Origin of the sequence: Flavobacterium aquicola, from assembly GCF_003385115.1 — a bacterium.
GTDB classification, from domain to species: Bacteria; Bacteroidota; Bacteroidia; order Flavobacteriales; family Flavobacteriaceae; genus Flavobacterium; species Flavobacterium aquicola.
In genome coordinates this window covers 257,743-271,543 of the sequence record NZ_QUNI01000006.1, presented here as the reverse complement: position 1 = coordinate 271,543, position 13,801 = coordinate 257,743, and the positions used below count along the sequence as shown (strand labels likewise).

Below are 13,801 nucleotides of genomic sequence, written 5' to 3'. Positions count from 1 at the left end.
TTATTATAATAAGAATTACAAGCAAGGTCTTAAAATTGATTACCGCAGATTCGCAGATCGTATTGTTTTATAATCTGCAAATCTGCGGTAATTTATTATCAGTTTTTTGTATTACAAAAGAGGGTGCTTTCCCTCATGCCTGAAATACTCAATTTTGTAGTTGAACATTTCGGCCATATTTTTTGCTCTTAGTTTGGCTTCTTCGGCAAGCGGACCTGCAAAAAGAGTATCGACTGTTTCAGTGAAAATTTCCATCCAGCGGGTAAAATGATGTTTTTCAACAGGCAACTGTCGGTGCGGAGGGAAAGGACTCCCGGAATAGGTATGTTCTTCTAATAAAATAGTCTGCCAAAAGCGGTACATTTTTTCCAAATGTTCCGGCCAGCGGTCACCTATTTTTTCGTTGAAAATAGCACCGATTAAATCGTCTTTCTGTACGGTTGAATAAAAGGTATTGACTAATAATTTGATATCTTCTATATTTGAAATGTCTTTGTTTGTCATGATATTTTGATGTGAAAAATGCTCTTCCAAAGATACGGTATAATTAAAAATGCGACTGAAAAAGAGTTGTTAATTTATCCGATCAGTTGGGTGAAAAGGTCGTGTCTTTCGTTAAGGTAACGGTATTCAAATCCTTTGGTATCCATGTTTTTTTTGATGGCATCAATGTCATTCGGATTCTTCAATTCCAGTCCCACAACTACCGATCCTACTTCACGGCTGTTCTTTTTGGCAAACTGAAAATAAGTGATGTCATCGTCAGGACCCAGAATATCATTTACAAATTCCTTTAAAGCTCCAGGACGCTGGGGAAACTGAATCATAAAGTAATGCATCAATCCTTCATAAAGCAGGGATCGTTCTTTTATTTCGGCGGTTCTCTCGATGTCATTGTTGCTTCCACTAACAATGCAGACTACAGTTTTGCCTTTTATTTCTTCTTTGTAAAAATCCAGTGCAGCTATGGTCAATGCTCCTGCAGGTTCTACTACCATAGCTTCTTCATTGTATAAACGCAATATTGTCGTACATACTTTTCCTTCGGGAACCAGAATAATATCGTCTACGTTTTTTTGACAAATGTCAAAAGTCAGGTCGCCAACTTGTTTTACCGCTGCGCCATCGACAAATTTATCAATAGTATCCAATGCAGTGTTTTTATGATTGGCGATAGAGGTTTTCATCGACGGAGCGCCCTGAGGTTCAACTCCAATAATTTTTGCATTTGGACTCAATTGTTTGAATACAGTTGATAGACCGGAAGCCAGTCCGCCACCGCCGATGGGGATAAAAACATAATCGATAGGTTCGTGGTAATCGTCCAGTATTTCTAAACCAACAGTTCCTTGTCCTGCTATTACTTCTAAATCGTCAAAAGGATGAATGAAAGCTTTGCTGTTTTGAGTGGCATCTTCTACAGATTTTGCGTAAGCGTCGTCAAAAGTGTCACCTGTCAAAACGATTTCAACATAATTTTTGCCAAACAATTGTACTTGTTTTACTTTTTGTTTGGGAGTGGTTTTGGGCATGTAAATTTTGCCCATTATTTTTAAAAGATTGCAGGAATAAGCAACTCCCTGAGCATGATTTCCTGCGCTGGCACAAATGACTCCTTGTTCTTTTTCAGCATCGGTTAGGGTTGACATTTTGTTGTAAGCACCTCTTATTTTATAGGAACGAACAACTTGTAAATCCTCGCGTTTTAATAATATTCTTGACGAAAACTCTTCGGATAGATTTAGGTTTTCTATCAGTGGAGTAGGAGAGATAACACCTTGGAGTTGTTTTTGTGCTTGCTGTATTGTTGTAAATAAAGTCATTTTGCTGTATTTCGGATTTTAAAATTTTTGAATTAAAAAGAATTAATTAGGTCTAATTGCTGCATTGTTTCGTTGTCTGTTTTACTGGTATAAATGCAATAATCATTTTCCCGAATAATAGGAATGGCATTGATAATTGATGTAACCTGTTTAGCTTTTTCATCAGAATTCAGAAACTTTAATAGTAGAATTTGGTGAGTAGAAAGCTCGGTTTCAGTCTGCAAATAACATTTAAATACTTCAATGATTTTTTCCATTTGATATACGACATTTTGAACTGCCGATTCGGTTTCAATAAGCGTAATCGTAAAACGATATAAATTTACTGTTTTGCAAAAAAATACGGAGAAGCTGTTTATGTTTATTTTTCTCCGAGTCAAAATAAAGGCTGTTTTATTGATTAATCCTTCCTGTTTTTCACTGAAAAGTGTTATTGTGAATTCTTGTTTCATTATTGGATAGTTTATTTTTTGAATAAAAAAAACCTTTCTTCATTTGAACGGAGAAAGGCTGTATTAGAAAATAGAATCCTGACTCGTCATGTGAAACGAATAATGATAATTACGATGCTAATGATTACTGCTGAATTTTTCATGTTTGTTTAAAATAAAAAAACCTCCCGACGTGGGAGGTTTCATAAATTGTATATTGATTACTTTTTTATATAACACCTCGCCATAATTATCGAATGATAATTATAATAATGACAATGATGATGTTAATTAAGTTCTTCATTTTTTGTGCTTAGACTGCAAATGTATTCATTTTTTGACTTGACTAAGAAAATAAACCATTATTTTTTAGCTTTTGGAGGAGCTGGCGGATATTGTGCTAAAATTTGAGTCACTATATTATTTACGATCTCGTCCTTGCGATCCATATTTTTAGAAAGAGTTCCTGTTCCTTCGCCCTGCCAGATCAGTTCTTTCTTTTTGGCATCGATAAGGTCAATATACAATGTTCCTTCGGTAGATGAGCTAACAGTAGTGTGGCCTCCATACATCATATACGGATTCCAGCCATAACCCCAGCCATAACCCCAGCCAGCATTGAATTGGTTTACACTGACTTCTTCGCGGGATTTAGTGAAAATATTAACTAATAAATCAGGATTGTCACTTTTGGTAAATCCTTTCGCTTGCAATTGCTGATCAATAGCGTTCAGAATTCTTTTTTTGTCCAAATCAGAGATTTCGACTTTATCAATTCCGGATTTCAAAAATGCAAAAGTTTTGTATTGTTTAAAATCGGCTGATTTATCATAATCAGAATATACTTGTACTGAGTCACAAGAGGCAGCTATGAAAAGTAATAACAGAGGCAGGAATCTAAATGTTTTCATGATTTAATGTGATTTATGTTCGAATAAACTAGCTCAAAAATCGTACCAAGTTTACTGTCTTAAAGTTAGACGATTTATTTTTACTGTACAAAGCTTTTAACAAATTGTATTATTTTCAGAATTGGCTAGTTTAGCAACTCGTCATCTACCAAATTTGGTAATGTAACTTTTAACAGTGGCTCCACTTCCATAGCACGTTTTATAGCAAAAACTGCACCTTCGTTTCTTGCCCAGCTTCGTCTTGAGATTCCGTTATTTACATCCCAGAAAAGCATCGAAGCCAAACGGCGTGAAGCTTCGGGACTACCGTCGAGCACCATTCCAAAACCACCGTTGATTACTTCGCCCCAGCCCACGCCGCCTCCGTTGTGTATGGAAACCCAAGTAGCACCGCGGAAACTGTCTCCAATTACATTCTGGATTGCCATATCAGCCGTGAAGCGGGAACCGTCATAAATATTGGAAGTCTCTCGGTAAGGTGAATCCGTTCCGGAAACATCATGATGATCTCGGCCCAAAACAACTGGTCCGATTTCTCCTTTGGCAATCGCCTGATTGAAAGCTTCGGCAATTTTTACACGACCTTCGGCATCGGCATAAAGGATTCGGGCTTGTGAACCCACAACGAGTTTATTTTCCTGCGCGCCCTTTATCCACTGAATATTATCCTGCATTTGCTGCTGAATCTCTACAGGAGCTGTTTTCGCCATATCTTCTAAAACTTGACAGGCAATAGCATCTGTTTTTGCCAAATCTTCAGGATTTCCAGAAGTACAAACCCAGCGGAAAGGACCAAAACCATAGTCAAAACACATTGGTCCCATAATATCCTGAACATAACTTGGATATTTAAAATCAATATTGTTTTCGGCCATAATAGCAGCTCCTGCGCGGGAAGCTTCAAGTAAAAAGGCATTTCCGTAATCAAAGAAGTACGTTCCTTTAGCGGTATGTTTGTTGATAGCATTTGTGTGGCGACGCAATGTTTCCTGCACTTTTTCCTTAAATAAAACAGGATTATTAGCCATCAAATTATTGGCTTCTTCAAATGAGATTCCAACCGGATAATACCCCCCCGCCCACGGATTGTGAAGCGATGTCTGGTCAGAACCCAAATCAATTACTATATTTTCTTCGTCAAATCGTTCCCAAACATCTACCACGTTTCCGAGGTAGGCGATAGAAACCGTTTCATTATTGGCTTTCGCTAAAGCCACTCTTTTGACTAATTCATCAATATTTTCAACCACTTCATTAATCCAGCCTTGACTGTGTCGAATATGCGTGATTTTCGGATTTACTTCGGCGCAGACCGTAATACAGCCCGCAATATTTCCCGCTTTTGGCTGAGCACCGCTCATTCCTCCAAGACCTGAAGTCACGAATAATCCGCCTTTTGGAGAACGTTTTATTTTTCTGAAACCGTTCAAAACCGTGATTGTTGTTCCGTGCACAATTCCCTGCGGACCTATGTACATATAACTTCCCGCAGTCATTTGCCCGTATTGCGAAACGCCCAAAGCGTTCATTCTTTCCCAATCATCGGGTTGAGAATAATTCGGAATCACCATTCCGTTAGTCACTACAACTCTTGGAGCATCTTTATGCGAAGGAAATAATCCCATCGGATGCCCTGAATACATCGTCAGTGTTTGCTCTTCGGTCATCTCCGACAAGTATTTCATTGTCAATAAATATTGTGCCCAGTTCGAAAAAACCGCACCATTTCCGCCATACGTAATCAATTCGTGCGGATGCTGTGCCACCGCATAATCCAGATTATTCTGAATCATCAGCATAATCGCCTTTGCCTGCTCACTTTTCCCAGGATATTCGGAAATTGGCCGTGCATACATTCTATAATCGGGACGCATACGGTACATGTAAATACGTCCGTAGGTTTCTAGTTCGTTCTTGAATTCAGGAATTAATTCCGCGTGATGTTTTGGCTCGAAATAGCGCAATGCATTACGTAGTGCTAGTTTTTTCTCGTTGTCCGTTAAAATCTCTTTCCGTTTCGGCGCATGGTTAATGTTGGCTTCATACGGTTTTGGCTGTGGCAATATGGATGGAATCCCTTGTTGTATCTGTTCTTGAAAAGTCATTAGTTTTTTATTTAAAGATTTAAAAATTTAAATAGGTGTATTTTTTAATAAAAAAAACTAAGGATACCGTATATCCGACCTGTGGTAGGACTTATAAATTTTAATTCTATATTTTAAAGAAAGAATGTCCATTGTTACTGTTGACTATTTTAAAAACTGTTTTCTGTAATCTAAAATTCTGCTTTCTGAAAACTGCTAACTGATTACTTCTTCAAAAGCCCCGTTTTCTTATCAAACCCATACGGACAATGACGACAGCCGCTTTTACAGCAATAGCCTCTTTTGAGATGGTATTTTTCGGTAAAGCATTTGTAACCTTCGGGCGTATAATAAAAATCTTCGCCCTCAGTTAATTTATTTTCATTACTTTGTTCTGCCATTCTGTTTTTATGCTAAAATCTGCCGAAAGGCGATTGTGTTTTTCTTTGAATTTGGCTAAATTGCCTCTACAAATCTATAAATTTTATAATCAATGTATGTTATCGTTGCCAAATATTTAATTCCAAAAGGATATCGCGGTCTCACGGTCTTCCCGTTTGTGATTATAAAATACCGCTTCGATTCTGAAAATAAAGTATTGGTAAACCATGAAAAAATACACATTAGTCAACAGCTTGAACTGCTTGTTCTGCCTTTTTTTCTTTGGTATTTTGTCGAATATGCGGTACGTTTGTTGCAGTACAGAAACGCCAATTTGGCTTATAGAAACATCAGTTTTGAAAGGGAAGCTTACAGCAATGAACTCAATTTGGATTATCTTAAAACAAGAAGAATTTTTAGTTTTTTGAAGTACCTGAAAAATATTTAACCGCAAGGTTCGCAAAGTAAGCGCAAAGAACGCAAAGCTTTGCGAACTTAGCGTAATTCTTAGTGCTCTTTGCGGTTAATTTTAAAACAAAAACTTTGAATCAAAAAATAACATACAATTTCCCAAATGGAATCACCCTCGAAATCAAACGGGAAGATTTGCTTCATCCTTTTATTTCGGGAAATAAATTTCGCAAAATGAAGTACAATCTGCTTCAGGCGAAAACCGAAAATCAGGGAGTACTTCTCACTTTTGGCGGAGCCTATTCCAATCATATTGCAGCGGTCGCCTATGCGGGAAAAGAGCAAGGTTTTAAAACAATTGGTATAATCCGAGGTGATGAATTGAGAGATAAAATTGCCGAAAACCCAACTCTAAAGTTCGCTCAAGAATGCGGAATGGAATTTGAATTTGTAACCAGAGAAGCGTATCGATTTAAAACGGAACCTGATTTTATAACCAAACTAGAAGAAAAATTCGGCTCGTTTTACTTAGTTCCCGAAGGCGGAACCAACGAATACGCCATAAAAGGCTGTGAAGAAATTCTAACAGATGAAGATGCCCAATTTGATTACGTTTGTTTGGCGGTGGGAACGGGCGGAACCATTTCGGGGATTATCAATAGTGCATTGCCACACCAAAAAGTTTTGGGATTTCCAGCGTTAAAAGGCGACTTTTTAAAAGATGAAATTCGTAAATTTGCCCGCAGCGAAAATTGGGATTTAATAACCGATTATCATTTTGGCGGTTACGGAAAGGTGAATGAAGAATTGATTCAGTTTATTAATCAGTTTTACAAACAAACCGAAGTTCCATTGGATCCTGTTTATACTGGAAAGATGGTTTTTGGCGTTATTGATTTAATTCAGAAAAACTTTTTTCCGGCTAATGCCAAAATTCTGCTGATTCATACAGGAGGATTGCAGGGAATTTCGGGAATGAATACGCTTTTGAAAAAGAAAAACAGCACATTGATTCAATTTCAATGACAATGGCAAAAATCAATAACAATTGCAATATCAAAAAACAATTGCAATAACAATATCAAAATATGGTCAAGAAAATATTTTTATTTCTCTTAATTGCAACTCTCATCAGTTGTGGTTCTTCAAAATCAAAAATTCAGACTACCAAAAAACCGGTGGGCTGGAAATATTCTAAACCTATTCAAAACGGCAGCGGTGGCGGTGCTGCATCCAAAAAATTATCAACCAGTGAAATAGTCAATGGTTATGTTGCTCAATACAATAGCGTTGCAATGGGCAATATGAAAACCTACGGAATTCCGGCCAGTATTATTTTGGCGCAGGGAATTTTGGAATCTGGGGCAGGTCAAAGTGATTTGGCGGTAAATGCTAATAACCATTTCGGAATTAAATGTCATGATTGGACGGGTGACAAAATATATAAAGATGATGATACTGCAAATGAATGTTTCAGAAAATACAAGCAGGCTTCCGAATCGTACAAAGACCACGCGATGGTTTTAACAGGCAAAAATAGATATGCTAAATTGTTTACTTTGCCAAAAGGAGATTATAAAGCCTGGGCAAAAGGCTTGCGTGAAGCAGGTTACGCCACGGATCCAAAATATCCTGAAAAACTAATTAATTATATCGAAACCTATAATCTGCATGAATATGATAATAAGGTTTTAGGGAAAGCAGGAAAAAAAGAAGAAACTAAAGTGCTGGTTCAGGATGATTTTGGCAGTGACCAAGCTAATCTTTACGAGATTCAAAAAGGAGATACATTTTATTCGGTTTCCAAAAAATTTAATTTAACCGTAGAAGAATTAAAACAAAAAAATAATTTAACGGATAATACACTTTCGATAGGACAGAAGCTGATTGTTAAGTAAGTTATCAGTTCAATCTAAAATCTAAAGTCAAAAATCTAAAATCATAAATCATAATGATCTATCAAAGAAGCAGTCAGCTTTTTGCTGAAGCAGAAAAAGTAATCCCAGGAGGAGTAAATTCACCAGTAAGAGCTTTTAGAGCCGTGGGAGGAACGCCAATATTTGTAAAAAGTGCCAAAGGAGCTTATTTATATGACGAAGACGGAAACCGTTTGATCGACTATATTAATTCGTGGGGACCGATGGTTTTGGGTCACGCTTACGAACCAGTTGTTGAAGCCGTAATTGAAAAAGCAAAACTAGGAACATCTTTTGGGATGCCGACCGAACTGGAAACCCAAATTGCATCACTTGCAGTTTCGATGGTTCCGAATATTGATAAAATCCGTTTTGTGAATTCGGGGACTGAGGCTTGTATGAGCGCAGTACGTTTGGCACGCGGATTTACAAAAAGAGACAAAATCATAAAATTTGCAGGCTGTTATCACGGTCATTCCGACTCATTTTTGATACAAGCAGGAAGCGGAGCTGTTACTTTTGGAACTCCAAACAGTCCGGGTGTAACTTCGGGAACAGCCAAAGATACTTTGCTTGCCAGCTACAATGATTTGGAAAATGTGAATACATTAATCAAAGCCAATAAAAATGAAATTGCAGCTATAATCGTTGAGCCGGTTGCAGGAAATATGGGCTGTATTCCGCCAGCGAAAGGATTTTTGGAAGGTCTGCGCGAACTGTGTACGGCCAACGGAATCCTGCTGATTTTTGATGAGGTAATGACCGGTTTTAGATTAGCCAGAGGCGGTGTGCAGGAATTGTTCAACATCAATGCTGATATCGTTTGTTTCGGAAAAGTAATCGGTGGCGGGTTGCCTGTGGGCGCTTTTGCTGCTCGTGAGGAAATTATGAATTTCCTTGCGCCATTAGGTCCTGTTTACCAAGCGGGAACTTTGTCAGGGAATCCATTAGCAATGGCTGCGGGATTGGCAATGCTTCAGGCTTTGGACAATGACCGCGAAATTTTCAAGAGACTGGAAGAAAAAACCGCTTATTTGGGTGCAGGAATCGAGAGAGTTCTGAAAGCTAATAATGTTGTTTTTACGATCAACAGTGTGGGTTCAATGATTTCGGTACATTTTGATGCGAATCCGGTAAATGATTTTAAATCGGCTGGTGCTGGAGATAATGAAACTTTCAAGAAATTCTTCCACGGATTGGTAGCCGAAGGAGTTTATATTGCACCATCTGCTTACGAAACTTGGTTTATTACTGATGCTTTGACGTATGAAGATTTAGATTTTACTATTAATGCGATTGATAAGGTTTCTAAAACGTTTTAAAATAGTCCAACCTTAATCAATATTCAACGAATTTTTACAGAATATTGTCATTCCGACGGAGGAGGAATCTCCGTTAGAAGCTCGACAAAGATTGGGATTTTGATTACGGAATTACTTGCGGAGATTCCTCCTATGTCGGAATTGACAAACTTTGTGAATAATATATTATTGGAATAGCTAAGTGTTTTGAAAAATGATACCTACAAGGTTTGAAAAAAACCTTGCAGGAAAGTAAACTTGTCAAATCTGAATTCAATTATTTAGCTTTTCTTTTTTTGATAACTACAAAAAAGCAATACTGTTGATTTTTAGCCCCGATCGTAGTGAAAATCCTTGGGGGCTGGGTTTCAGCCCTCAAGATTGCAACGTAGAGCGGGAGGGAACTTCCTGAAAATACCTGATCTTTCTGCTCCAAATAATTAAACAAAACTTAGGTTTCTAAATAAAAGCGACTGAAAAAAAATCCACTAATTAGCTAAATGGGAATTGCTAATTAGTGGATTTATTTTTAGAAAAAAGCTCTTAGATTTTTAAAGTTTTCTTCTTTCTCTCATTCTGTCTTTCATTTTTTCTTTGTTTTCATCTCTTATCGTAAGCCATTTTTGATATTGTTCGGCTGATAAAACAGCTTTCATTTTTGCTTCGGTGTCTTCTTTTTCGGCCTGCAGTTTATCTTTAAGAGCTGATTTTTCTTCTGCAGTTAATTTTTCTCCGCTGTCTTTTCTGGAGGCTCTTTGAGCTTTTAGATCCTGAGCTTTGGCACTTTTTTCTGCTAAAATTTTACCAACAGCTTCTTGTTGTTTGGTGTCAAGATTTAATTCTTTGGTAAGATGAGCCAAATGTTTTTGCTGACGCTGTTCTGGAGTAGTTTTTTCTCGGTACGAGTCACCAGGCTGCGGTGTGCTTACCTGTGCAAATCCAGATACTCCAATTCCAAATACTAAGGCAATTATTAGTGTTTTCATATTCAATTTGTTTTTAAGTTATGGGGATAAGACAGATTTAATAGTCAAAGGTTTAATGTTTTAACTTTTATTTTTGAAAAATAATTTGTAATTATTGTCTTTGGTTAGAATATTTTTTGGCTTTAGAAATTTTGTAACAAAAGGGAGAGCAGATGTTTGTTAACTTTTATGCGTAATAGTATCATAAAATCATTTGCGAATCGTATTTTTGAAAATCAATATAATTCACTGCATATGATTTCTGTACAGGAAGCTTTTTCGATATTACAAGCTAATTTACCAGTTTTGCCAAAAATAGAATACCCGCTTTCAAAAGCCAGAAAACATATTTTGGCTGAGTCGCTTTTGTCGCCAATCAATATGCCGCCTTTTCGTCAATCGGCGATGGATGGATTCGCTTTGTGTCTGCACGATGCTTTGGTTTATGAAATTATTGGAGAAGTTAAAGCAGGTGATTCGCATAAGGTTGAATTGCTTCCGGGGCAGGCTGTAAAGATTTTTACGGGTGCTGCAGTCCCTGATTCGGCGCAAGCGGTTATCCAGATTGAAATGGTAACTGTAGACGGAACACAATTATTACTGGATGAACTTGTTGAGTCTGAAACCAATGTCAGACCAATTGGCGAACAAATTTCAACAGGAGATTTAGCACTTGAAAAAGGAAAAGTTTTGAATGCTGCAGCGATTGGTTTTTTGGCCGGACTTGGTTTTGCAAAAGTGAGTGTTTTTCAAAAACCGAAGGTTGGAATTGTAGTTACTGGTAATGAGCTGTCCAAACCCGGAACACCGCTGGAATACGGAAAAGTCTACGAAAGCAACGGTCTTATGCTGCAGTCGGCATTGATTGATGCGCATTATGATTCGGTGACTTTATATGAAGTTAATGATGATTTTGTAAATACTAAAAATAAACTGCAGGAAGCCTTAACGGCCAATGATGTTGTATTGGTTTCTGGCGGAATATCGGTTGGGGATTATGATTTTGTGGCAAGAGCTTTGAAAGAGCTGGAAGTAGAGACCTTGTTTTACAAAGTAAATCAAAAGCCAGGAAAGCCTTTGTTTTCGGGTAAATTAAAGGATAAAATGGTTTTTGCCCTACCTGGAAATCCTGCAGCCTGTCTGACTTGTTTTTATGTATATGTTTTGCCTACACTGGCTATATTATCTGGTGCGGAAGCTAATTATCAGCAGGCGGTTTTATTGCCAATTGGTCATGATTATGAAGTAAGGAACACGCGTTCCCAATTTTTGAAAGCAGCTATTGCTAACGGAGAGGCAGAAATTTTATCACATCAGGCTTCGTCAATGCTCAATTCTTTTTCTGTTTCCAATGGATTGGTTTATGTTCCCGATGGGAATTATGAATTGAAAAAGGGGGATAAGGTTGAGGTGTATTTGTTATAATCTACTTTTCTTCAAAAGCAGATCCATAATGTTCATGGATATGAGCAATAGTTGCCTTGCAGATTTTTTCTAAACTTGAAATATCAATGTCTGATAACTTTTTAATATAAATACAGGCTTTCCCCATTTTATATTTTCCCAAATCATTTAATAAATGTTTGTTGTCTTCGGTTGGATAGTATACATACAGCGAAAATTCGGCTTTGCGAGGGGAAAAACCTAAAATAGGCGCGTCTCCTTTGTGTCCCGTTTTATATTTGTAATGGTAGCTTCCAAATCCAATGATGGTCGGTCCCCACATTTTGGGCTTAAATCCCGACCATTCTTTCATTAAATCAATTAGCCGAAAACTATCTTCTTTTTTCAGATCATTATCAACATAGGAGTTAATGAAATCAGTCACGTTAATTTCTGTTTCAGTTGTTTTGTTTTTTGCCATGATTCAATTGTATTTGAATTAGATTTTAATTGACTTTAGTAAGCACTTTTTCAAAAGCTCTTCTTTCGCCTCCTCTAAAATAGACTTTACCGCAATACTTGTAACCTGATTTTTCAAAGATTTTCAGCATGGCAATATTGTCAAAATTCGTGTCTGCTTTGACGCTGTAGATGTTATTACTTAAAGCAAATTCTTCTATAAATTCCAGTATTTTTTTTGATAAGCCTTTGCCTAAATGATTTTCTGAAATGGCTACGCGGTGAAATACAACAAAATCATAGTTCGAAAGCCATTCGCCAATTATTTTTGCATATTCAGGTTCGTCGTTTATTAATACGGCTGTATAACCAATTATGTTTTCTCCTTCGATTAAGACAAATCCGTGACCTGCATCAACGTCTTTTTTTACTACTTCCGGATTTGGATAACCGTCCTGCCATTGTTCACTGCCATCTCTTTTTCTTCTTGCTATTGCCTGTTGTAAAATATCCCAAATTGCAGGAATTTCAGAAGTTGTGGCTTTTCTAAAGGAATAATTCATTTTTACTTTAGAGACCATAATTGAGCAATGTTCTTTGTAGCAAGATTGTAATCAGTCTTTTTTGCATTTTCATTTCGGTAATTGCAAAATATAGGGTCATCATTAAATAATGATTTTGCTAATTCTCTTCCGGCCATTGTAATTGCGGTTGTTCTGTTTACTCTTTTCTTTTGAAATGCTGTAAATGCTTCTTCGTGTGTTTTTGCTTGTTCTAAAGCTGTTGCAAATTCCCATGCATCTTCTATGGCTTGGCATGCTCCTTGTCCAGATGTTGGCAGTGCCGCGTGCGCCGAATCTCCGATCAGGCAGACGTTATTTTTGTACCAATTTGAAATTGGGTTGTGATCAAATACCTCAATATACCTGATGTTTTCTTCTTTGCTTAATTGTATTGTTTTCTGAATTTTAGGTGACCATGTAGCAAATAATTTCAATAATTCCTCTTTGTAATTTTTGGTTTTTAGAGGTGAATTAAGAGGCAGTGATTTACCGCCGGCCCAATATCCTTTGTATTCATTTATTGGAACGATTCCGAAACGCTCTCCATAACCCCAAAAATCCAAGACATTTTCAGCATTTGAGAAAATAGGTTTATCGCTTTCGACTATTCCTATCCAGTTTACAAAATTATGATAAACAGGTTTGTTGTCTCCATTTACATACTGTCTTGCAACCGAATTCATTCTTCCGTCTCCACCAATCAGAATATCTGCTTTTATTTCAGTGCCGTTATCAAATAAAACAGTCGCTTTATTGTCTTTGCAAGATAGTTGCAGGGCTTTGTGATTATAAAAAACGGGGATTTTTAGATTTTTTACTTTTCCCAATAAAATTTCCTGCAGTTCTTTTCTGCTTATTGAATAACTGGTTGAACCAATTACGGTATTAATTTCTGAGACATTAATTGAACCTAGAAATTCTTCCTTGTCGGTCCAGCGTTCCATGTTTTTTATTTGGCCTCCAATTTTTTTTACTTCGGGCAACAAATTTAAATTGTCTAGAATTTTGCTTGCATTTGCCCATAAAACGATACCTGCACCAATTGTTACTGCTGTTTCTCTTTGCTCAAAAATGGTTATATTTTCAAATCCTTTTTGGCGTAAAGCTATTGCAGTGGTCAATCCGCCAACACTGGCGCCCAAAATAACAATATTTGCTTTTCGATTCATTTTC

15 protein-coding genes are annotated in these 13,801 nt (G+C 37.1%); 5 read left to right on the top strand and 10 right to left on the bottom strand.

The genetic code is table 11. From position 1 onward, the window contains the following. Positions 1–111 precede the first annotated feature (111 nt). The 6 genes from C8P67_RS12565 to C8P67_RS22130 all read right to left on the bottom strand — a co-directional run bounded on the left by C8P67_RS12565 (position 112) and on the right by C8P67_RS22130 (position 5,650). Positions 112–504 carry a group III truncated hemoglobin gene (locus C8P67_RS12565; protein WP_115813517.1) on the bottom strand — a complete coding sequence of 131 codons (393 nt, stop codon included), beginning with the start codon at positions 502–504 and terminating at the stop codon, positions 112–114. A 74-nt stretch (positions 505–578) separates the two neighbouring features. Next, positions 579–1,823, bottom strand: a complete 1,245-nt coding sequence (gene ilvA / locus C8P67_RS12560; RefSeq protein WP_115813516.1) for a threonine ammonia-lyase IlvA — start codon at positions 1,821–1,823, stop codon at positions 579–581. 32 nt (positions 1,824–1,855) lie between these two features. Then, positions 1,856–2,275 (bottom strand): ACT domain-containing protein, encoded by a 420-nt coding sequence (locus tag C8P67_RS12555; protein ID WP_115813515.1) that lies wholly within the window; start codon positions 2,273–2,275, stop codon positions 1,856–1,858. A gap of 341 nt (positions 2,276–2,616) precedes the next feature. Continuing rightward, the gene (locus C8P67_RS12550) at positions 2,617–3,165 is read right to left on the bottom strand and encodes a DUF4136 domain-containing protein (RefSeq protein WP_115813514.1); all 549 of its coding nucleotides are present in this window, start codon (positions 3,163–3,165) and stop codon (positions 2,617–2,619) included. Positions 3,166–3,290: 125 nt separating this feature from the next. Continuing rightward, the gene (locus C8P67_RS12545; RefSeq protein WP_115813513.1) at positions 3,291–5,270 is read right to left on the bottom strand and encodes a urocanate hydratase; all 1,980 of its coding nucleotides are present in this window, start codon (positions 5,268–5,270) and stop codon (positions 3,291–3,293) included. 203 nt (positions 5,271–5,473) lie between these two features. Continuing rightward, positions 5,474–5,650 (bottom strand): DUF5522 domain-containing protein, encoded by a 177-nt coding sequence (locus tag C8P67_RS22130; RefSeq protein ID WP_170141459.1) that lies wholly within the window; start codon positions 5,648–5,650, stop codon positions 5,474–5,476. A gap of 92 nt (positions 5,651–5,742) precedes the next feature. Here C8P67_RS22130 and C8P67_RS12540 point away from each other — a divergent pair, with 92 nt between their 5' ends. The 4 genes from C8P67_RS12540 (at position 5,743) to hemL (ending at position 9,279) form a co-directional block, all read left to right on the top strand. Next, the gene (locus C8P67_RS12540) at positions 5,743–6,078 is read left to right on the top strand and encodes a hypothetical protein (RefSeq protein ID WP_115813512.1); all 336 of its coding nucleotides are present in this window, start codon (positions 5,743–5,745) and stop codon (positions 6,076–6,078) included. A 95-nt stretch (positions 6,079–6,173) separates the two neighbouring features. Further along, the gene (locus tag C8P67_RS12535; protein ID WP_115813568.1) at positions 6,174–7,067 is read left to right on the top strand and encodes a 1-aminocyclopropane-1-carboxylate deaminase/D-cysteine desulfhydrase; all 894 of its coding nucleotides are present in this window, start codon (positions 6,174–6,176) and stop codon (positions 7,065–7,067) included. Between the two features lie 62 nt (positions 7,068–7,129). Further along, positions 7,130–7,939 carry a glucosaminidase domain-containing protein gene (locus C8P67_RS12530; protein WP_115813511.1) on the top strand — a complete coding sequence of 270 codons (810 nt, stop codon included), beginning with the start codon at positions 7,130–7,132 and terminating at the stop codon, positions 7,937–7,939. 53 nt (positions 7,940–7,992) lie between these two features. Further along, positions 7,993–9,279, top strand: a complete 1,287-nt coding sequence (gene hemL / locus C8P67_RS12525) for a glutamate-1-semialdehyde 2,1-aminomutase (RefSeq protein ID WP_115813510.1) — start codon at positions 7,993–7,995, stop codon at positions 9,277–9,279. Positions 9,280–9,809: 530 nt separating this feature from the next. Here the strand turns inward: hemL and C8P67_RS12520 are convergent. Next, entirely contained in the window at positions 9,810–10,244 is a 435-nt protein-coding gene (locus C8P67_RS12520; protein ID WP_115813509.1) for a hypothetical protein, read from the bottom strand. A 168-nt stretch (positions 10,245–10,412) separates the two neighbouring features. Here C8P67_RS12520 and C8P67_RS12515 point away from each other — a divergent pair, with 168 nt between their 5' ends. Beyond that, positions 10,413–11,648 carry a molybdopterin molybdotransferase MoeA gene (locus tag C8P67_RS12515; RefSeq protein WP_245980439.1) on the top strand — a complete coding sequence of 412 codons (1,236 nt, stop codon included), beginning with the start codon at positions 10,413–10,415 and terminating at the stop codon, positions 11,646–11,648. 1 nt (position 11,649) lies between these two features. Here C8P67_RS12515 and C8P67_RS12510 read toward each other — a convergent pair whose 3' ends face one another. The 3 genes from C8P67_RS12510 to C8P67_RS12500 are packed head-to-tail and all read right to left on the bottom strand — an operon-like array spanning position 11,650 to position 13,797. Further along, positions 11,650–12,087 (bottom strand): DUF1801 domain-containing protein, encoded by a 438-nt coding sequence (locus C8P67_RS12510; protein WP_115813508.1) that lies wholly within the window; start codon positions 12,085–12,087, stop codon positions 11,650–11,652. Positions 12,088–12,112: 25 nt separating this feature from the next. Continuing rightward, the gene (locus C8P67_RS12505; protein WP_211319912.1) at positions 12,113–12,628 is read right to left on the bottom strand and encodes a GNAT family N-acetyltransferase; all 516 of its coding nucleotides are present in this window, start codon (positions 12,626–12,628) and stop codon (positions 12,113–12,115) included. 2 nt (positions 12,629–12,630) lie between these two features. Further along, on the bottom strand, positions 12,631–13,797 hold the full coding sequence (locus C8P67_RS12500) for an FAD-dependent monooxygenase (protein ID WP_147298232.1): 1,167 nt from the start codon (positions 13,795–13,797) through the stop codon (positions 12,631–12,633). Between the last annotated feature and the right edge of the window lie 4 nt (positions 13,798–13,801).

Excerpts from the sequence above, each read along its gene's own strand:
- hemL (WP_115813510.1), top strand. The coding sequence starts at position 7,993 with ATGATCTATCAAAGAAGCAGTCAGCTTTTTGCTGAAGCAGAAAAAGTA.
- C8P67_RS12545 (WP_115813513.1), bottom strand. The coding sequence starts at position 5,270 with ATGACTTTTCAAGAACAGATACAACAAGGGATTCCATCCATATTGCCA.
- C8P67_RS12530 (WP_115813511.1), top strand. The coding sequence starts at position 7,130 with ATGGTCAAGAAAATATTTTTATTTCTCTTAATTGCAACTCTCATCAGT.
- C8P67_RS12515 (WP_245980439.1), top strand. The coding sequence starts at position 10,413 with ATGCGTAATAGTATCATAAAATCATTTGCGAATCGTATTTTTGAAAAT.
- C8P67_RS22130 (WP_170141459.1), bottom strand. The coding sequence starts at position 5,650 with ATGGCAGAACAAAGTAATGAAAATAAATTAACTGAGGGCGAAGATTTT.
- C8P67_RS12520 (WP_115813509.1), bottom strand. The coding sequence starts at position 10,244 with ATGAAAACACTAATAATTGCCTTAGTATTTGGAATTGGAGTATCTGGA.
- C8P67_RS12550 (WP_115813514.1), bottom strand. The coding sequence starts at position 3,165 with ATGAAAACATTTAGATTCCTGCCTCTGTTATTACTTTTCATAGCTGCC.
- C8P67_RS12565 (WP_115813517.1), bottom strand. The coding sequence starts at position 504 with ATGACAAACAAAGACATTTCAAATATAGAAGATATCAAATTATTAGTC.
- C8P67_RS12555 (WP_115813515.1), bottom strand. The coding sequence starts at position 2,275 with ATGAAACAAGAATTCACAATAACACTTTTCAGTGAAAAACAGGAAGGA.
- C8P67_RS12510 (WP_115813508.1), bottom strand. The coding sequence starts at position 12,087 with ATGGCAAAAAACAAAACAACTGAAACAGAAATTAACGTGACTGATTTC.
- C8P67_RS12505 (WP_211319912.1), bottom strand. The coding sequence starts at position 12,628 with ATGAATTATTCCTTTAGAAAAGCCACAACTTCTGAAATTCCTGCAATT.
- ilvA (WP_115813516.1), bottom strand. The coding sequence starts at position 1,823 with ATGACTTTATTTACAACAATACAGCAAGCACAAAAACAACTCCAAGGT.
- C8P67_RS12500 (WP_147298232.1), bottom strand. The coding sequence starts at position 13,797 with ATGAATCGAAAAGCAAATATTGTTATTTTGGGCGCCAGTGTTGGCGGA.
- C8P67_RS12540 (WP_115813512.1), top strand. The coding sequence starts at position 5,743 with ATGTATGTTATCGTTGCCAAATATTTAATTCCAAAAGGATATCGCGGT.